Annotated in this window: 19 protein-coding genes and 1 pseudogene; 6 read left to right on the forward strand and 14 right to left on the reverse strand. The window is 39.1% G+C overall.

The genetic code is table 11. The features are described 5' to 3' along the window. Window positions 1–54: 54 nt before the first annotated feature. Window positions 55–2,826, forward strand: a complete 2,772-nt coding sequence (polA, locus tag ACYU0V_RS15270; RefSeq protein WP_461848116.1) for a DNA polymerase I — start codon at window positions 55–57, stop codon at window positions 2,824–2,826. Between the two features lie 51 nt (window positions 2,827–2,877). On the opposite strand, the gene ACYU0V_RS15275 is transcribed toward polA, so the two are convergent. From ACYU0V_RS15275 to ppx, 5 genes are read right to left on the reverse strand one after another with little or no spacing between them, the layout of a single operon-like run. Next, window positions 2,878–3,447: a YggT family protein gene (locus ACYU0V_RS15275; RefSeq protein ID WP_000501183.1), complete on the reverse strand. Its 570-nt coding sequence runs from the start codon at window positions 3,445–3,447 to the stop codon at window positions 2,878–2,880. A 21-nt stretch (window positions 3,448–3,468) separates the two neighbouring features. Further along, window positions 3,469–4,305 carry a pyrroline-5-carboxylate reductase gene (gene proC / locus ACYU0V_RS15280; protein ID WP_005804294.1) on the reverse strand — a complete coding sequence of 279 codons (837 nt, stop codon included), beginning with the start codon at window positions 4,303–4,305 and terminating at the stop codon, window positions 3,469–3,471. Further along, a complete protein-coding gene (tilS, locus tag ACYU0V_RS15285) occupies window positions 4,280–5,560 on the reverse strand; it encodes a tRNA lysidine(34) synthetase TilS (protein WP_461849956.1) in 1,281 nt (426 codons plus the stop codon). The genes proC and tilS overlap by 26 nt, the downstream gene beginning before the upstream one ends. A 56-nt stretch (window positions 5,561–5,616) precedes the next feature. Continuing rightward, the gene (locus ACYU0V_RS15290; RefSeq protein ID WP_005066304.1) at window positions 5,617–6,438 is read right to left on the reverse strand and encodes an acetyl-CoA carboxylase carboxyltransferase subunit alpha; all 822 of its coding nucleotides are present in this window, start codon (window positions 6,436–6,438) and stop codon (window positions 5,617–5,619) included. Between the two features lie 18 nt (window positions 6,439–6,456). Further along, window positions 6,457–7,977 (reverse strand): exopolyphosphatase, encoded by a 1,521-nt coding sequence (ppx, locus tag ACYU0V_RS15295; RefSeq protein ID WP_014208409.1) that lies wholly within the window; start codon window positions 7,975–7,977, stop codon window positions 6,457–6,459. 275 nt (window positions 7,978–8,252) lie between these two features. On the opposite strand from ppx, the gene trxA reads away from it, so the two are divergent. Together trxA and rho are read left to right on the forward strand one after the other, a co-directional pair. Further along, window positions 8,253–8,579 (forward strand): thioredoxin, encoded by a 327-nt coding sequence (gene trxA, locus ACYU0V_RS15300; protein ID WP_002054512.1) that lies wholly within the window; start codon window positions 8,253–8,255, stop codon window positions 8,577–8,579. Window positions 8,580–8,901: 322 nt separating this feature from the next. Then, window positions 8,902–10,170: a transcription termination factor Rho gene (rho, locus tag ACYU0V_RS15305; protein ID WP_002117304.1), complete on the forward strand. Its 1,269-nt coding sequence runs from the start codon at window positions 8,902–8,904 to the stop codon at window positions 10,168–10,170. A 190-nt stretch (window positions 10,171–10,360) separates the two neighbouring features. Here the strand turns inward: rho and ACYU0V_RS15310 are convergent, their stop codons facing one another. Beyond that, entirely contained in the window at window positions 10,361–10,486 is a 126-nt protein-coding gene (locus ACYU0V_RS15310) for a hypothetical protein (protein ID WP_002117184.1), read from the reverse strand. Window positions 10,487–10,580: 94 nt separating this feature from the next. On the opposite strand from ACYU0V_RS15310, the gene ACYU0V_RS15315 reads away from it, so the two are divergent. After that, window positions 10,581–10,832 carry a hypothetical protein gene (locus ACYU0V_RS15315; RefSeq protein ID WP_199997446.1) on the forward strand — a complete coding sequence of 84 codons (252 nt, stop codon included), beginning with the start codon at window positions 10,581–10,583 and terminating at the stop codon, window positions 10,830–10,832. Window positions 10,833–10,978: 146 nt separating this feature from the next. Here ACYU0V_RS15315 and ACYU0V_RS15320 read toward each other — a convergent pair whose 3' ends face one another. From ACYU0V_RS15320 to pheS, 3 genes are read right to left on the reverse strand one after another with little or no spacing between them, the layout of a single operon-like run. Further along, window positions 10,979–11,275 (reverse strand): integration host factor subunit alpha, encoded by a 297-nt coding sequence (locus tag ACYU0V_RS15320; RefSeq protein ID WP_000126166.1) that lies wholly within the window; start codon window positions 11,273–11,275, stop codon window positions 10,979–10,981. Further along, window positions 11,272–13,653 (reverse strand): phenylalanine--tRNA ligase subunit beta, encoded by a 2,382-nt coding sequence (pheT, locus tag ACYU0V_RS15325; protein WP_347746144.1) that lies wholly within the window; start codon window positions 13,651–13,653, stop codon window positions 11,272–11,274. The genes ACYU0V_RS15320 and pheT overlap by 4 nt, the downstream gene beginning before the upstream one ends. Before the next feature lie 32 nt (window positions 13,654–13,685). Further along, the gene (pheS, locus tag ACYU0V_RS15330; RefSeq protein WP_002117277.1) at window positions 13,686–14,666 is read right to left on the reverse strand and encodes a phenylalanine--tRNA ligase subunit alpha; all 981 of its coding nucleotides are present in this window, start codon (window positions 14,664–14,666) and stop codon (window positions 13,686–13,688) included. Between the two features lie 158 nt (window positions 14,667–14,824). On the opposite strand from pheS, the gene ACYU0V_RS15335 reads away from it, so the two are divergent. Then, window positions 14,825–15,817 (forward strand): hypothetical protein, encoded by a 993-nt coding sequence (locus ACYU0V_RS15335; protein ID WP_347746261.1) that lies wholly within the window; start codon window positions 14,825–14,827, stop codon window positions 15,815–15,817. A 52-nt stretch (window positions 15,818–15,869) separates the two neighbouring features. Here the strand turns inward: ACYU0V_RS15335 and rplT are convergent, their stop codons facing one another. The 3 genes and pseudogenes from rplT to ACYU0V_RS15350 all read right to left on the reverse strand — a co-directional run bounded on the left by rplT (window position 15,870) and on the right by ACYU0V_RS15350 (window position 16,636). Continuing rightward, entirely contained in the window at window positions 15,870–16,229 is a 360-nt protein-coding gene (rplT, locus tag ACYU0V_RS15340) for a 50S ribosomal protein L20 (RefSeq protein ID WP_000124858.1), read from the reverse strand. Window positions 16,230–16,240: 11 nt separating this feature from the next. Beyond that, window positions 16,241–16,435 carry a 50S ribosomal protein L35 gene (gene rpmI / locus ACYU0V_RS15345; protein ID WP_002054552.1) on the reverse strand — a complete coding sequence of 65 codons (195 nt, stop codon included), beginning with the start codon at window positions 16,433–16,435 and terminating at the stop codon, window positions 16,241–16,243. Window positions 16,436–16,446: 11 nt separating this feature from the next. Continuing rightward, window positions 16,447–16,636 (reverse strand): annotated as a pseudogene (locus tag ACYU0V_RS15350) (hypothetical protein). Window positions 16,637–16,674: 38 nt separating this feature from the next. On the opposite strand from ACYU0V_RS15350, the gene nreB reads away from it, so the two are divergent. Further along, window positions 16,675–17,925 carry a nickel resistance MFS transporter NreB gene (nreB, locus tag ACYU0V_RS15355; protein WP_032056076.1) on the forward strand — a complete coding sequence of 417 codons (1,251 nt, stop codon included), beginning with the start codon at window positions 16,675–16,677 and terminating at the stop codon, window positions 17,923–17,925. Window positions 17,926–17,965: 40 nt separating this feature from the next. On the opposite strand, the gene ACYU0V_RS15360 is transcribed toward nreB, so the two are convergent. Then, the gene (locus ACYU0V_RS15360) at window positions 17,966–18,394 is read right to left on the reverse strand and encodes a YqaA family protein (protein ID WP_017387622.1); all 429 of its coding nucleotides are present in this window, start codon (window positions 18,392–18,394) and stop codon (window positions 17,966–17,968) included. Window positions 18,395–18,447: 53 nt separating this feature from the next. Then, window positions 18,448–19,068 carry a glutathione S-transferase N-terminal domain-containing protein gene (locus ACYU0V_RS15365; protein ID WP_461848126.1) on the reverse strand — a complete coding sequence of 207 codons (621 nt, stop codon included), beginning with the start codon at window positions 19,066–19,068 and terminating at the stop codon, window positions 18,448–18,450. Window positions 19,069–19,251 lie beyond the last annotated feature (183 nt).

Consider the following 19,251-nt stretch of genomic DNA (forward strand, 5'->3'; position numbering starts at 1 on the left):
ATTCATAGCCGTTTTCACGTAAAATACCCGTAATTCAGATTAAGGAATTGTTCAATGCCACCATTTGTCTTGGTTGATGGGTCCTATTTTTTATTTCGTGCATATCATGCATTACCACCATTGACGACCTCTACAGGGTTACATACCAATGCAATACGTGGGGCAATTTCTGCCATTCAAAAATTAATGCGCCGTATGCAGCCAACACATATGGCCGTCATTTTTGATACGCCTGAGCCAACTTTCCGCCACAAGCTTTCACCTATTTATAAAGGTGATCGCCCAACCATGCCGGAAGAGTTATCTCAACAGATTCCATATTTGCATGCATTGATTAAAGCTCAAGGAATTCCTTTATATAGTCTTCCGGGTGCAGAAGCAGATGACATTATCGGTACGCTCGCTAAACGTGCCGTACTCGAAGGCCATCATGTACTTATCTCAACCGGAGATAAAGACATGGCTCAGCTCGTCAATGACCATGTAAAATTAGAAGACAGCTTCAAAGACCGCGTAATGGATACCGACGGGGTATTTGAAAAATTTGGTGTTTGGCCAAATCAAATTATTGATTACTTAACCCTTATGGGCGATGCGTCTGATGGCATCATGGGTGTACCTGGCGTAGGCGCAAAAACAGCAGCTAAGTTACTAACTGAATATGGCACTTTAGACAATATTATTGCCAATGCAGACCAACTTAAAGGCAAACTTAGCCAAAATATTAAAGATAACTTAGACAATATTAAGCTTGACCACCAGTTAGCTAGTATCGTCTGTGATCTTCCTTTAGAACTCGATTGGCATGAGTTAAAGCTTACTGATCCAAATGTTGAGGCTCTACGTAATCTTTATACTGAGCTTGAGTTTAGAAACCAATTACAGTCACTTGATCATCCAAACAATCCAAATAGCTCAAGCTATAAACAACAAGCTTCACAGACTATTGTTCAAAATGAAGTTAAACCTGCTGAATCTATAGAAACTGAAGATCAAGCAAGCTTAACCAGTCAAGATGACCAGCTTGGAACTGCAAATTATCACACTGTTTTAACCCAAGAAGCATGGGATCAGCTCTGGCAACGCATGCAAAATGCCGATCATTTTGCTATTGATACAGAAACTACAAGCCTTGATTACCGTATTGCAGAGATGGTTGGTTTTTCAATCGCATTTGATGCGAAAGATGCCTACTATGTTCCATTAGCGCATAATTATGAAAATGCGCCACAACAACTGGATCGTGATCAAATTCTGGCTCAAATTAAGCCTGTGCTAGAAAATGAAGCAGTTAAAAAAATTGGGCATCACCTTAAATATGATGCCCATATCTTTGCCAATCATGGCATAGAACTTAAAGGCTGGTATTTCGATAGCATGCTTGCATCTTATGTATTGAATGCAGCAGCCACTCGTCACGGCATGGATGACGTAGCTCGTGTCTACTTAAGCCACTTAACCACCACTTTTGAACAAATTGCTGGTAAGGGTGCCAAACAAAAGACTTTCAATCAAATTGAGATTGAAGTTGCTGCTCACTATGCTGCAGAAGATGCACATGTGACTTATCGTTTATATGAAGTGCTTTCAAACAAACTTAAGCCATTCCCTGAGCTAGAAAATATTTTATATAACATCGAAATGCCAGTTGCCCGTATTTTATCGGATATGGAAGAAGATGGTATTCGTCTAGATCATGCCTTCTTAGATAAATTAAGCGTTGAATTTGCAAAAACGATGGAAGGGCTTGAAAATCAAGCGATGGAAATTGCAGATGAAACTTTTAATATTGCTTCGCCTAAACAAGTAGGCGAAATACTATTTGATAAATTAGGAATTAAAGGCGGTAAAAAAACCGCAACTGGGCAATACAGCACCAGTGAAAGTGTTTTAGAAAAAATTGAACATCCTTTAGCAGAAATTATTCTAGAGCATCGCGGTTTAGCAAAGCTAAAAAGTACCTATACTGACCGTTTAGTTGAGCAATCTCACAATGACACGCATCGTGTACATACGAGTTATCACCAAGCGCTCACAGCAACAGGTCGTCTCTCCTCTTCTGATCCTAACTTACAGAATATTCCAATTCGTAGACAAATTGGGCGTCAAATTCGTAAGGCATTCATTGCACCAGAAGGACGAGTTTTACTAGCAGCCGATTACTCACAAATTGAACTTCGTTTAATGGCTCATTTTTCTCAAGATGAAGCATTAGTACACGCATTCCAGCATGGACAAGACGTTCACCGCCGTACTGCGGCAGAAGTATTGGGCATTGCAATTGAAGATGTGACCAATGATCAACGTCGTCAAGCTAAGGCAGTAAACTTTGGTCTACTGTATGGTATGTCTGAGTTTGGTTTAATTCGTCAGTTAGGTTTCACACGTCAAGAGTCACAAAACTATATCAAACAATACTTCCAGCGCTATCCTGGCATCTATGAATATATGCAACGCACACGTCAAGTTGCATCAGAGCAAGGTTTTGTTGAAACTATTTTAGGTCGTCGTCTTTATACACCAGATATTGATGCACGAAATGTAATGGTACGTAAGGCTGCCGAACGTGCTGCAATTAATGCACCGTTACAAGGTAGTGCTGCTGATATCATTAAACTCGCAATGATTGAAGTCGATAAAATCTTGCCAAAAGATCAAGCCAAACTACTACTTCAAGTACACGATGAATTAGTATTTGAAGCAGATCAAAACATTGCCGAAGAGCTCTCTAAGCAAATCGCGACTGTCATGGAATCTGTAGTAAAAATTTCTGTGCCTTTAGTTGTTGAAGTTGGGCAAGGGCAAAACTGGGATGATGCCCATTAATTAGTAGAAATAAAAAAAGGGCTGTATTAACAGCCCTTTTTTTGCGTTAACTTAAAGCCCCGTTAAAAGAACTTTTGCAACTTCATTCATTAATATCTCGGCAATATAAAGCGCCAAAAACGCCAAAATTGGAGATAAGTCAATCATTCCCATATTAGGCAATAAACGACGGAATGGCGCGAGTAATGGTTCAGCTAAATCTTGAATCACTTCAATATAAGGTGAACGCGATTGAGTGAACATAACCACCCAACTCAAAATAATTGTCGCGAAAATTAAATAACGGCAGAAACGAATTAGGTCCTGAATCATCGTCACAAATGTCAGAATCACTAAGTGAACCGGACTATTTGGCATAGAACCAGAAAGATACATCACGCCAAAAATTTTCAGCAAATATAAAATAATTAAAAGAACCAACGCAGCTAAATTAAATCGGCCTTTTGCGACCGTCGGAAAAATTCGGCCAAAAATATCAACAATTTTAGTCGCCTTTACGGTCGATAAAACCACAGGATTATAAGGACTTACTGCCGCCAATTGCATTAAAAAACGGAAAAAGACCAATAAAATCGCGACATTAATTAAAATTCCAAAAATTAGCGCAGAATTTGCACCCATAGTTGTCTTATCCTATTTAAGCTATTTCGCACTGTCACTCAATTCTTGAGCCAATTCTTGACTACGCTTCTGTGCAGCAGCCAATGCAGATTGAATATTTTGGGAGATTTGTGCACGGTCAAAAACTTCAAGTGCAGCTTGAGTTGTGCCATTTGGCGATGTCACATTCTTACGAAGTTCAGAAGGAGTGTTTGAACTCGTAATTGCCATTTGAGCTGCACCTAATGCCGTTTGAAGAGTCAACGCAGTTGCAACTTTTTCATCAAGTCCTAAATTTTTACCCGCACGGATCATACTTTCCATGAGGTAGAAGAAATATGCAGGACCTGAGCCAGAAACCGCTGTTACCGCATCAATTTGAGCTTCGGAGTTTACCCAAATTGTTAAGCCTGTGGCTGCTAAAATCTGACTTGTTAATTCACGATCCGAAGTACCTACTACATCATTTGCATAGATACCATGTGCACCCGTCTGAACTAGAGCTGGCGTATTTGGCATAACTCGAACAATTCGATTGCTATCAATTAAGTTTGATATCGTTTGGATTTCAGCACCAGCAATAATTGAAATAACCAATTTATCTGATAACAGTCCTTTTAAAGGACGTAAAACAGTCGCCAAAACTTGTGGTTTTACTGCCAGTACAACGACATCAGCATTTTTAATTGCAGCTACATTATCCTGTGTCACATGGACTTCTTTTTCTTGCAATAATTGACGTATTTGCTCAACAGGATCTGAAACGGTAATACGTGTTGGCGGTAAACCTCTTGAAATGAGCCCACCAATCAAAGCTTGGGCCATATTACCACCACCAATAAAACAGATATTACTATTTACTGCACTTGTCATAACCATCTTCGCCATTTACCAGATTACAAGAATAAGAAATTAAATCTGGTTGCCATCCTCCTTGCTCACAATACGGAGACTGAGCCAACCAAAATCCTTTCGGTGTAAAAACCCCAAGCATAACATTATCTATGACTAATATTTGAATTGTATGACGAAGCCAAGGCAAAATATGTGCTTCTTGAATTGCTTTTTTTAATGGCCATTGCCCAACACGACCATATAAATGGACCTTTTCACCACCTTGGCGTCGAATAATTTTTAATTTTTTATTTAATAAAGATGCAGACAAACCCATATTTTTTTGAGTAATTTGAAAATATCCTGAAGCACAGTGCACTATTTTCCCTAGTTGAAAATAATGCTCTGTCTCGGTTTCAACTGGGTTTAATTTGTCAGCAAGAAAAACTTGCTTACTCAACCTATAAAGATGATGTTGATAACGAACATAATAAAACTGGTTCCAGTGTAATGCCGCTTGTGCATCAGATTTTGAATCAATTACTTCATTTTTTAAACGCTCAACCATTTCAAATGCAGGCCGATATTGTCCATCACCTTTCATCCAAACTGAAAGCAATTGGCGCTGTCGAGCAGAAGATAGTTTTAATAGCCGAGTTAAATCCAAACATTCGTCCGTACCACAATTTTGCAAATCAACTTTTAAAACTTCTTCTAAAATTTCTGAAGCGTCTTGCATCAAATAGCTAGTACGACTAAGTGCTTGCTGCATTTTTGGAAATCGTTTTTGTAAAAATGGCCAAAGTTCTTCACGCGACCATGCCCGATCATAATGGATATCGTAATTTGTAGGATCATCTACATACTCAATTTCAAGTTGAGTAGTCCACTCGGCAATCTGCTCACGGGTTAAATCCAAAAAAGGGCGCCAAATTGTCATATCAACACGATGATCAATAGACTGCATAGCAGCAAGCCCATCAACACCTGCACCCGACAATAAACGCAATATTACCGTTTCAGCCTGATCTTGCTGATGATGAGCGAGCACTAAAATTTCATTGGCTTGTAAATGTTGTAGATAAGCTTGATAACGCGCTTGACGTGCTTGAGCTTCCAAATTACCGTCAGTAACTTGAACTTTTTGAATGGTATAAGGAATATTTAAATGAGTCGCTTGTTTAGCAACGAGTTCGCCCCACTCTGCGCTTTTTGATTGCAGTTGATGATCTATGTAAATTATTCGGATCTTATGAGGGAAAATTTGAGACATCAAATGTAGTAGCAGCATTGAATCCATGCCACCACTACATCCAATAAGAAAAGTACTATTTTCTGAAAACTCTTGAGCCTGTTTTAAGACGCAATGCCTAAATTTTCGCTGCCAAACTTCATTAAACGTTGATAACGTGCTTCGCATCGTTCATTTGCATCCATTGGTAGCAACTCATCCAAAGCTTGCTTCAAAACTACTTTTAGGTTTTGCATGACTTGCTCAGGGTCTAAATGAGCACCTTCGCCTTCATCTACTACATATTCAACAATACCTAGAGATTGTAATTTATCTGCTGTCAAACCTAAAGCTTCACTTGCTTGAGCCGCTTTTTCAGCAGTTTTCCACAAAATAGATGCACAGCCTTCTGGTGAAATCACAGAATAAATACTATGCGACAACATAATTACTCGGTCAGCAACACCAATACCTAAAGCACCACCAGAACCGCCTTCACCAAGTACTGTTGCGACAACAGGAACTTTCAAACTTGAAAGTTGAGCAAGGCTAGTTGCAATTGCTTCAGCTTGTCCACGCTCTTCAGCACCAACACCTGGATAAGCACCCATAGTATCAATAAATGTGAAGACCGGAAGGTTAAAGCGCTCTGCCATATCTAATAGGCGTTGAGATTTACGGTAACCTTCTGGGTTAGCCATACCGAAGTTGTGCTTTAATTTTTCACGGGTACTACGACCACGGTGTTGGCCAATAACCATCACAGGTTGACCATCAAAACGAGCAAGACCACCTACCATCGCACCATCGTCACCAAACAAACGATCACCATGCAAGGCATCAAACTCTGTAAAGATTTCACCGACATAATCTAGAAACTGCGGACGATCAGGATGACGTGCAATTTGAACCGTTGTCCACGCTTTGGACTGAGTAGCTTTTTTCATAGGTCGAATATTATCCCTTTAATCGATAAATTTTTCCGACTGAATATTCAATTCAATGTCCCAATGCTTAAACTGCTCTTGCTCATCATGCAAGTCGGCAACTAACAATGGCCATTGTTTGGCATCACCAGAAACACTAAGTTGCCATTGTTGATCATTTATGATGGTCAGTTCAATGGCAGGAAGCATCTGATCACTTCGACTATGGTTGAGTAAAACTGCTAGGCGAAGTAATAAACATAGATAAAGTAATTTATTACCACCAGCCTTCAAAATTTCATTTTTTACATCATTTCGCAATTTACGACGGTGGTGAGCGACCAAATGTGAAAGGTGATTTTGATCAATTTGTGAGAAGCCTGGAATATCAGAATGCTGCAATAAATAAGCACCATGACGGTGATACCCACCATGACTAATCGCTAAACCAATTTCATGCAAATAGGCAGCTCGACGCAGTAAGTCACTGTCTTCACTCGTTAAATTAAGAGATTCCGCAACACCATCAAATAATTGCTGTGCTGTATTTACAACCCGTTCTGCTTGTTTTGGATCTGCGTTATAACGCCCCATCAAAGCCTGTACACTACGATCACGGATATCTTCATGTTTAAAACGACCTAATAGGTCATACATGACTCCTTCACGTAATGCACCATCAGAATATGCCAAACGATCAATTTCTAAAACTTCGAAAACTGCGTACAAAATTGCCAATCCGGCTGGCAAAACTGCTCGTCGGTCTTCTCTTAACCCTTCAAAATCAATTTCAGAAATATTTTTAAACTTAAGTAATTTATCTTTGAGTTTATATAAGCCTTCTCGAGTGACGTTTTCTTGTTCATCACTCAAGCCCATATTTACCATAATTTGGCGGCAAGCTTTAATCGTTCCACTAGAACCAACTACAGTATCCCAACCTTCCATTTTATACGTTGTTGCAATAGCTGAAAGTTCTTTACGGGCAGCAACTACTGCTTTATCAAAGGCTTTTTGTGTGATTTCGCCATCGGCAAAGTAAGCTTTTGTATAAGCCACGCATCCCATTTGCAATGACTCTGTATAAATAGGCTCAAACTCTTCACCAATAATGAACTCAGTAGAACCACCACCAATATCTACAACCAAACGTCGACCACCATTTGCCATGGTATGCGATACGCCAAGATAAATCAGGCGTGCTTCTTCTCGTCCAGCAATAATTTCGATAGGTTTAGGTAAAATTTCTGCCGCTTTTTGAATAAATTCATGACCATTTTTTGCCTGACGCAAAGCATTGGTCGCTACAATTCGTAAGCGATTCGGTTGAACAGAACTTAATCTTCCAACAAAACGAGCCAAGCAGGCTAAGCCTCGTTGCTGAGCGGCTTCTGTTAGGTTTTTATTCTCATCTAAACCAGCTGCGAGCTGTACTTTTTCTGACATCGAAGCAACTTTTTTAACTTCGCCATGATCTACCCGTGCAATTGCAAGGTGAAAACTGTTCGACCCCATATCTATGGCGGCAAGTAATTCTTCATCAATCAGAAAATCAGACATTATTGAACTAAACCCATAACAATTCACGCCTAGAGTAATTCACAAGAATGCAATTGAAAAGCCATTTTCATCAACAATTAGCTGTGATTTAAATTTTTCTATTTATTAGTTGATTGTACAAGTCGATGATGAATATCGTGAGCATCCATTAGACAAATTTAGTTAAGCCTTGAATAATAGCACCAAACCCTTACATTGAACTAAGTAGCTATGTAATACTGATAGAGATAATTTCTCCTGTAATAGCACTTTTTTCTAAAAATTGGAGCCGTACCATGTCTGCGACTATTGTAAATACAACTGATGATAACTTCCAAGCAGATGTTTTAGATGCTGAAACCCCTGTACTTGTTGACTTCTGGGCAGGATGGTGTGCACCTTGTAAAGCAATCGCACCTGTTCTTGAAGACCTATCAAGTGAATATGCTGGTAAAGTAAAAATTGTTAAAGTTGATGTGACTTCTTGCGAAGATACAGCAGTGAAATACAACATCCGTAACATTCCTGCTTTACTACTTTTCAAAAATGGTGAAGTTGTAGCTCAACAAATTGGTGCTGTACCTCGCTCTAAACTTGTTAGCTTTATTGATGAAAATGTTTAAGTCAAAATGCTAAAAAAGAAAATACGCTATACTTTTTTATAGCGTATTTTTTTCGCCTATAAATTGACAAATTAGCTAGGCTGGCTTATATTGCATGCTCAAGAGGCACTGAAGGGAATCATCTTCGTCCGGCTTCTTACAAGACACAAACATAAAGATCGCCACTCGGCAACAGAAATTGTTTTTTCACATTTCTCTTCGAAACAATTAATCAGACTTCTGAATTGTTATTGTGTAAATACAATTGCGATAATCTTTTTTGTATGCGAGCGATTTTTCTCCTTTTTAAACCACACTCTACTCTTTCCTAATTCTGACCCTTATGAATTTAACTGAACTCAAGAAAAAACCAATCGGCGAACTAATTAAAATTGCTGAATTTATGGGCCTGGAAGGTATGGCTCGTAACAGAAAGCAAGATATTATTTTTGCCATTTTGAAACGCCATGCAATGAATGGCGAAGAAATTTTTGGTGACGGCGTTCTCGAAATTCTCTCTGATGGTTTTGGTTTTTTGCGTTCTGCCGCAGGTTCGTATTTAGCAGGTCCGGATGATATTTATGTGAGTCCTTCACAGATCCGACGCTTTAACTTGCGTACAGGTGATACCATCACAGGTACTATTCGCCCTCCAAAAGAAGGTGAGCGTTATTTTGCGTTGCTCAAAGTTAACCAGATTAACTATGACACGCCAGAAAATTCTCGAAATAAAATTTTATTTGAAAACTTAACTCCCCTTTTCCCGACCGAACAATTGGTTATGGAATTAGGTAATGGTACGACAGAAGACTTAACTGCTCGTGTCGTTGATTTAGTTGCGCCAATTGGTAAAGGCCAACGTTCTATTATTGTTGCACCGCCGAAAGCGGGTAAAACAATGTTACTTCAAAATATTGCTCAATCGATTGTTAGAAACAATCCAGAAGTATTCTTGATTGTTCTATTAATTGACGAACGTCCAGAAGAAGTAACTGAAATGGAGCGTACTGTTCGCGGTGAAGTTATTGCCTCAACATTTGATGAAGCACCGGCTCGCCATGTACAAGTTGCAGAAATGGTAATTGAAAAAGCTAAACGTCTTGTTGAACATAAAAAAGATGTTGTGATTCTTCTTGACTCTATTACTCGCCTTGCACGTGCTTACAACACAGTAATCCCGTCATCAGGCAAAGTGTTAACTGGTGGTGTAGACGCTCATGCATTAGAGCGCCCTAAACGTTTCTTCGGTGCTGCGCGTAATATCGAAGAAGGTGGTTCACTTACGATCATCTCTACTGCTTTGATTGAAACAGGCAGTAAAATGGATGACGTAATTTATGAAGAATTCAAAGGTACAGGTAACCAAGAGATTACGCTTGATCGCCGTATTGCTGAAAAACGTGTCTTCCCTGCTATGAATATCAAAAAATCTGGCACACGTCGTGAAGAGCGTTTAATGGATGAAGATAAATTACGTAAAGTATGGATCCTCCGTAAGCTACTTCACCCTATGGATGAGTTGGCAGCAATGGAATTCTTACTTGACCGTATGAAAGAAACCAAAACAAATGATGATTTCTTTGATCAAATGAAACGTAAAGCTTCAACTTAACTAATTAAGCCTTCAAAAAAGCCACTCTTTTGAGTGGCTTTTTATTTGGTTGACAAGCTTTACACAAAAATACATTTTGCTTATTTTTATGTAAAATTATTTATAAGCTTTTGATAATAAATATTTTTGCATAAAAAAGCTTAGTCTTTTTAGTAGCTTACCTCTACCTTTTCCAATATATACGAGCTGATTAATTGTTTTTTTCTGTTAAAAAACAGTCTGTTTTTCTCTTTTTCATACGTTTTTTTGATAGACGACAGTAGTATTTCAGCATTTGCAGTGATAGCATAGCGGCAGACCAGTTAGACTGCTCCATGCGTTGTTACCTAGCTACGTTTTAGGAATAATAAAAGCAAAACAGTCCAACTTAGGTTTTTTTAATCTCAAATCTTTTTTGTGAGAGTGATGCCATGTTATTCAAAAAATTCGCTGTTGCTGCTGCTGTTGCTGCTACTTTAGCTTTCGTTGGTTGTTCTAAGAAAGAAGAAGCTCCTGCTGCTGCTTCTGAAGCTGTAGCTGCTGCTTCTGAAGCTACTGCTGCTGCTTCTGAAGCTTCTACTGCTGCTTCTCAAGCTGTTGATGCTGCTGCATCTGAAGCTTCTGCTGCTGCTGCTGCTTCTGCACCTGCTGCTTCTGAAGCTGCTGCTTCTGCTGCACACTAATCTATATTTTAGATTAGATAAAAAAGAGGACATTTTGTCCTCTTTTTTTATGCCTAAATTTTATATATGAATGATTAAACATACTTTTCTAATAATAAGCAAAATTTATTCTAGGTTTATTTAAAATTATAAATAAAAAAAGCAGATCAATCGATCTGCTCATTTCCAACGCGTTGTCTAAACTTCTGCCCCGCTCTGAAGGTCACTACCCTACGTGCTGAAATTGGAATTTCTTCACCTGTCTTAGGGTTACGTCCTGGGCGTTCGCGTTTATCTCTTAATTCGAAATTACCAAAACCAGAAAGCTTAACCTGCTCCCCTGCAATAAGCGCTTGGCTAATCTCGTCGAAGAACAACTCGACCATTTGTTTTGCTTCACGGCGATTTAAGCTGGTTAACTCACTTAAATGATCAGCCATGTCTGCTTTAGTTAATGCTGTCATGAGGCCCTCAATGTCGCTTGATAAGTGTTTTCCAACACTTGGATTATATTGTCCATACCAGATTTAATTTCAGCATCTTCAAGCGTACGTGAAGGATGTTGCCATAATAATGCAAACGCCAATGAGCGCTTACCTTCTTCGACACCCTGCCCCGTATACACATCGAATAACCATGTAGAGTCTAAAAGCTCTCCACCAGTTTTTTCGATTAACTGCTGAATATCTCTAACATTTATATTATCAGAGATTAAAAGCGCAATATCACGTCTAATCGAAGGAAAACGTGATAATTCTGTAAAATTAGATACATAAGATTGCAAAACGGCTATTTGATCAAGTTCAGCAACCCAAGTTGTGCTTAAATCTAGCTCATTTTCTAAAGATGGGTGTAGACGGCCTAAGTAACCAATTGATTGCCCATCAACTAAAATTTCAGCAGACTGCCCTGGATGCAACCATTCACGCTCTGAACGTACATATTCAACTTTGACACGACCAGCAGCTAAAATCTCTTCAATCTCTCCCTTGAAGTCAAAGAAATCCATTGGTTGAGGCTTCACATGCCAAGATTCTGGTTGTTGCGAGCCAACGGCCACTAGAGCTAAAGTTGGAATCTGTTTTAGATCTTCAATACTCTTAGCATCTTGATAATCAAAACGAAGTCCTAATTCAAAGAAACGAACACGACTTTGTTGACGGTTGAGATTATATTGTACGCACGGGATTAAACTTGAAAGCAAAGTACTACGCATCGCAGCCAAATCACTTGAAATTGGATTTGCTAGCATTAACGGGTTTACTTGCGGGTTCAATTGTTTTTCAAGTTTTGCATCAGCAAAGCTAAAACTAATTGCTTCTTGATAGCCTAAAGTCACGATAGTTTGGCGTAACTCTGCAATTTCAAATCGGTCTTGATATTTAGCTAATTGAACATCCATGCTTGGTAAGCTAATTTGGATATTGTCATAACCATCAATACGTGCCACTTCTTCAATTAAGTCTTGATAAATAGCCATGTCATAGCGATGTGATGGAGGCACTACGCTCCACTCACCTTCAGCTTTAACGGTTACTTCACATCCTAGTCGAGTTAAAGCATCTGCAATGAAATCAGCCGTCACTTGATATCCCAACAATTGGTCTACCTGAGCTTGTTTCAGTTCAATTGCTTCACGCTTTGGTAAAATTTCAGTTTTTTCAGCTACAGTAATTGGACCAAACTCACCACCCGCTAACTCTTGAATAAGCTGTGAAGCACGGTTCATCGCAATTAACGGTAATTCAAAATCCACACCACGTTCATAACGCTGCGAAGAATCGGTATGCAAGCCAAAACGGCGAGCACGTCCAGCAATAGCAAGTGGCGCGAAGAATGCACTTTCTAGGAAAATGTCAGTTGTGTCATCAGTTACGCTTGATGCTAAACCACCCATAATTCCGGCAATTGCCAAAGCTTTCTGGTCATCAGCAATCACCATTATATCTTCTTGCAACTCAACTTCTTGATCATTAAGAAGTTGTAGTTTTTCTTGTGGCTGAGCTTGACGCACATGTACAGTTCCTTCGATTTTAGCTAAATCGAAAGCATGCATTGGCTGACCCAGTTCCATAAGGACATAGTTCGTCACATCAACCAAAATACTGTGCGTGCGAATTCCTGAACGAGCTAAAGCCTGCTCCATCCACTCAGGAGTAGCAGCTTTTACATTAACGTTTTTAATTACACGTCCTAAATAGCGTGGAGCACCTTCAGTGCTGATCACTACTTTCTTCTCATCAGCAATTGTCGCGTCAACTGATTTAATATCAGGTTCATTCATTTGCAGTTGGTTAATTACTGCAATCTCACGAGCGATACCACGGATACTGAAACAGTCACCACGGTTTGGTGTAATACTGATATCGATGACGTTATCATCGAGTTTTAAGTATTCACGGATGTTTATCCCTACTGGAGCATCGGCAGGTAACTCAAGCAAACCATCGATTTTATCTTCAAGATCAATTTCAGAAGCACCACAAAGCATGCCTTGTGACTCAACTCCACGAAGTTTACCTTTTTTGATTTTGAAATCACCTGGTAATACAGCACCAATCGTTGCAACTGGAGCTTTCATGCCAGCACGAACATTCGGTGCCCCACAAACAATTTGTAAAGGCTCGCCCGAACCAATATTAACTGTCGTTACACGCAAACGATCTGCATCTGGATGCTGCTCAACTGTTAAAACTTCGCCGACCACGACGCCAGTAAATGGCTTAGCAACAGGTGCAAGTTCATCAACTTCAAGACCAAGCATAGTCAACTGATCAGACAATGTCTCACTATCAATTGCTGGGTTAACCCATGTGCGTAGCCAATTTTCGCTAATCTTCATCTTTATAAACCTTTTTTAATCCTGAAAAATTGTTAGGCAAATTGGCGTAAGAAACGCACATCATTTTGATAGAACATACGCAAATCATTAATGCCATAACGCAACATTGCAAAACGCTCTACCCCTAAACCAAAAGCAAAGCCTTTGTATTTATCAGGATCAATACCCGCAGCACGCAATACATTTGGATGTACCATGCCACAGCCTAATACTTCTAACCAACGTCCACGCTCATCCATGATATCTACTTCTGCACTAGGCTCTGTAAATGGGAAATATGATGGGCGGAAACGTACTTTTAAATCTTTCTCAAAAAATTCATTCAGTAGGTTAATCAATAAACCTTTTAATTCAGCAAAGCTGGTGTTCTCAGCAACATATAAGCCTTCGATCTGATGGAACATTGGCGAATGCGTTTGATCCGAATCACAACGGTAAACACGGCCAGGACATACGATACGAATTGGCGGCTCACTCGTCTCCATTGTACGAATCTGTACCCCAGAGGTATGCGTACGTAGTAGGTGAGTAGCATCAAAGTAGAAAGTATCGTGCATAGCACGTGCTGGATGGTGACCAGGAATATTTAATGCTTCGAAATTGTGATAGTCATCTTCAACTTCTGGACCAGTTGCAACTGTAAAACCAGCTTTAGTGAAGAACTGACAAATTCGCTCTTGTACCTGAGTAACAGGATGAACTGTACCAATACGTTGACCACGGCCCGGCAATGTAATATCAATCGTTTCACTTGCTAGCTTTTGTGCAAGTGCTGCCTGTTGTAGTGCCGCTTGACGCTCTGTTAATGCAGTATTAATTGTTTCTCGAACAGCATGAATCGCAGCACCTTGTACTTTACGTTCTTCAGGGTCCATTTTCCCTAATGCTTTCGATTGTTCTGCAAGCTGGCTTTTTTTCCCTGTAAATTGCACACGCACCTGATCAAGTGCAACAAGGTCTTGAGCTGCTGCAATGGCAGCAAGCGCTTCTGTGGTCAGGGCTTCCAGTGACATATTAACTCTCAAAGCAACAAATTTAAAAAATATAATAAAACACTGCATTCTAACAGTTTTTCATCGAATTGATGAAGTTTATCCATCATGAAAAATGTATTAGGCAACAAAAAGATAAAACGTATAAGATAGTAGCATCGTCAATGAGATCAACTATTATGGCGCTCAATCAAATTTGGAAACAACAACTTACGCTTGTGACGTATGGTAATGAATACCTCCGTCAGAATTTAAGCTTTACCCAATGGCGACAACATCATATTTTTGACCACCATAGTTTTCAGTTTCGTGACTTAGCTTCTCAGCATTTACTCGCTCAACACTTTCAAGTTTGGCTAGAAGCATTAAAAAAACAAGGTACCTCAAAGCTCAGCTTACATTTATCAAGCCTTCTCAATGAAGAACAAAATCCAAATAGCAATGTCGAGCTCTTACCTTATACTCATTTTATTGTGAGTCATCAAAATGATAAGAAATTTGCTTGGATTTTTGGCCATGAGCTTGCCGAATGGTATAACAATGATAATGAGTTTGAAGCCCCTGCCTCACAAACCTGTGAGCTTCGTTTAGAAACTTTCTGGCGTTTTGAATTAAATGAAAAATTATCAAAAAAAATTGAAGCTGATTTAAAAAATCCGCCATGGCAAGAAATAGCTGACTTTATGGATAGTGAATTATTCCGTAGCAAGTATGCGACAGGCTTTGAGGAGCCAGAACTTCAAAATGCTCTTTTTGATGGTACAAATATTAAAAGCTTAGAGCCAAAACTTGCATTAATTCCAGAGAATTATCCCGCAGATTACGCTCATCAACTTTTATCTCGTACACAAGCATTAGCCAATTATTTAGAACAAAAGAAACGCCTTGCAAATGATCCTTTAGGAGAAGAACTAGACCAAGAGCAACTCATTAATTTAAGAAACTTTACACAAAAAACTGATGATTTGTTTGCCAAGCTTATTGTGAAAGTTGCCAACCATTATCAGACAGCTCAGATGGTACCTGCAGTTAAAGCCTCGCCATTCGAGCAATCAAATGAAAATCCACAGCATCTCAAGTCTCAGCACCATAAAGGCACTGGTTCAGGTGTTATTAAACTGGTTATTCTAACGATTATTATTTGTGCTTTGGCTTATTATTTTGGACTTTAGATAAATAATAAAAAAGACCGCTAAAAAGCGGTCTTTCTTTGAATCTCTAAGCTTATGCAGCTAATGCGCCTTTAGCTTTTTCAGCTAAAGCAGCAAATGCTACTGCATCATGCATAGCGATGTCAGCTAATACGCGACGGTCGATGATCACTTGAGCTTTTTTCAAGCCATCGATCATACGGCTGTAAGACAAACCGTTTTGACGAGCACCAGCATTGATACGCGCAATCCATAGAGCACGGAATTGACGTTTCTTTTGACGGCGGTCACGGTAAGCGTATTGACCAGCTTTGATTACCGCTTGGAACGCTACGCGGTAAACGCGTGAACGAGCACCGTAGTAACCTTTAGCGCGAGCAAGAATTTTTTTGTGACGACGATGAGCCACTACACCACGTTTTACACGAGCCATTTATAATCTCCTTAGATGTATGGGCACATACGACGAACTGAATTCATGTCAGAAACATGAACCATTACACAGCCGCGTAATTGACGGATACGTTTAGCAGATTTTTTGGTCAAGATGTGGCGCTTGAACGCTTGTTTACGCTTAAAACCGTTTGCAGTCGCTTTGAAGCGTTTAGCTGCACCACGGCGAGTTTTTAACTTAGCCATAGTAACCTCTTTTAGGCACCTGTTCGGCGCGATTGCACCATTGCAAAATCGACCTGCAGGTAAGGAAGCGCGTATTTTATAGCAACCTGAGCAAAATTAAAACTATTAGTTACTGTTTTTATGAGTGCAAAGAAAGACTTTTTCACCTTTCACAGTGTCAGCAATATCAATAATAAATAAAGCGCCTGTGCTTTTTTCCATTTATAATACGATCAAATTATCAACATACGATATTCCTAATGCAGAAACATGATGCATTTGCTGCCTTACGTTACAGAGATTTCTCAATTGTTACGATTAATCAATTTTGCTTAACTTTAGCAATCCTGATTCAAGAAATTATTGTTGCCTATTCACTCTATCAAATCACCAAAGACCCTCTGACTCTAGGTTTAATTGGACTCGCAGAAGCCATTCCTTTTATTGCTCTTTCTCTTTGGGGTGGCTATTTTGCAGATAGATTTAATAAACAGATTATTATGAAGATCTGTTTATTTTTCTCGGTTCCTCTTCCTTTAGTTCTTTGGTCGTTGTTCCATCTGCATGGTCTAGGTCATATCAGCGTAAATTTCCTTTCTTGGGGTATTTATGCTGTTATTTTTGGCTTAGGCACTATACGTGGGTTTTATAATCCCTCTGCAACGTCTTTAAAACCATTTTTGATTCCTCGTGAACTGTACGCAAATGGTGCAACATGGACGACAATCGGTTGGCAAAGTGGTGTAATTATCGGGCCAATGCTTGGTGGTTTCATGCTTGCCTATTTAGGCCGAGAAACAAGTCTATTTAGTGTTGCGGTTTTACTTGGTATTTGTTTTATCTTAATTAACCTATTGCATAAGCGTAGTTTTCCTAAAATTGAAACTGCTAATGTTTTAGAAAGTTTAGGAGATGGTTTCCGTTTTATCTGGAAAACTAAAATTGTTCTTTGGGCAATTTCTCTTGATTTAGCTTCTGTTTTATTTGGTGGAGTCATCGCATTATTACCAATTTTTGCAGAAGATATCTTAAAAGTCGGTCCAGAAGGACTGGGATATTTACGTGCGGCGCCATCTATTGGAGCGCTCGTCACTATGATTGCTTTGACTCGCTTTCCACCAACTCAGCATGCATGGCGTAACATGCTACTTGCTGTTGCAGGATTTGGTGTTTTCACGATTCTTTTCGCTTTCTCAAATAACATGTGGTTATCACTATTTGCGTTGGCTATGACAGGCGCTTGTGACAGTATTTCAGTTGTGGTTAGACAAACCATTTTGCAAATTTTTCCGCCAGAAAATATGCGTGGTCGCGTTGCTGCTGTAAACGGAATGTTCGTTTCATCAAGTAATGAGCTTGGTGCATTTGAGTCAGGTTTAGCAGCGAAATATTTAGGAACGATTGCAGCAACTATTTTTGGTGGTTGTATGACACTTGCAGTGGTGACATTTTGTTGGCTAAAAACCAATGATCTATTTAAAGTCGATATTACCAAAAGCTCAGAAGACTAGTTAGACCATTTTATTAAAAGCATCTTCGGATGCTTTTATTTTAAATAAAATCTGTAATCACCCAATAAATAAAAATATAGCGTCCTGCTTTAGCAATCAAAACTATAATTAAAAAGCGCCAAAAATTTTCTTTGAATAAACCTGCAGCTAAAGTAATTGGGTCACCAATCACAGGTGTCCAACTTAGAAGCAGCGAGTAAAACCCATATTTATGATAAAAACGCTGAGCTTGTTCTAAACGTTTTTCAGAAACTGGGAACCACTTTTTGTGTTTAAACTGCTCTATTTTTAAACCAAGCCACCAATTCACACACGAGCCCAGTACATTTCCGAAAGTGGCGATAGAAATTAGAAGGAAAGCAGAATATTCTTTTTTTAATAATAAGGTGGCGAGCACAGCTTCTGATTGTAACGGTAATAATGTAGCAGCCCCAAACGCGCTCAAAAAAAGTAAAAAGTAACTTAGCATATTAAATTAGACCAAATCACCTTTCACTTTATTCATTACGCGACCAATAAAAGTTAGATGACTTTAATTGATAGCGCTTTTTGTACCGCAGGACGTGCCGTCAAGTGGACAATGTATTCTTGCACATAAGGATAATCCTCTAGCTGAATACCTTGCCATTCATAGCGCAAAATCCAAGGTAAAATTGCCATATCAGCAATCGAGTATTCACCCGCAACAAACTTCTGACCAATAAGCTGCTTATTCAGCACACCATATAAGCGCTTAGTCTCATTTACATAGCGGTCTATAGCGTATGGAATTTTTTCTGGTGCAAAGCGGTTAAAATGATGATTCTGCCCTAGCATAGGCCCTAGCCCACCCATTTGCCACATGAGCCATTGTTCAACTTCAACTCGCTCTTGCTCATCAGTTGGATAAAATAATCCAGTTTTTCGACCTAGATATTGCAGGATCGCACCTGATTCAAATATTGAAATTGGCTCACCACGAGGTCCATCTTGGTCAACAATTGCCGGAATTTTATTATTTGGAGAAATTCTCAGAAAGTCTGGTTGAAATTGATCATTTTCTAAAATATTGATTGGGTAAAGAGTGTAGTCCAGTCCCATTTCTTCTAAGGCAATTGTGATTTTATGTCCATTGGGAGTTCCCCAATAATATAGATCAATCATTCTATTTTCCTATTCATCGTTATCATGACTGCGTCTTGCGTTATAGCATGTTTTAAGAGGGACAATGAGATTTCCAACACTAAAAAATACATAAAATTCAAGAATTGAATTTCTTTTAAAAGATATAGCAATTGTCTTAAATAAAACTGAACAGAGAAAATTAAATCATCTTTTTTTATTATG

The organism is Acinetobacter sp. X9 (genome assembly GCF_054889255.1).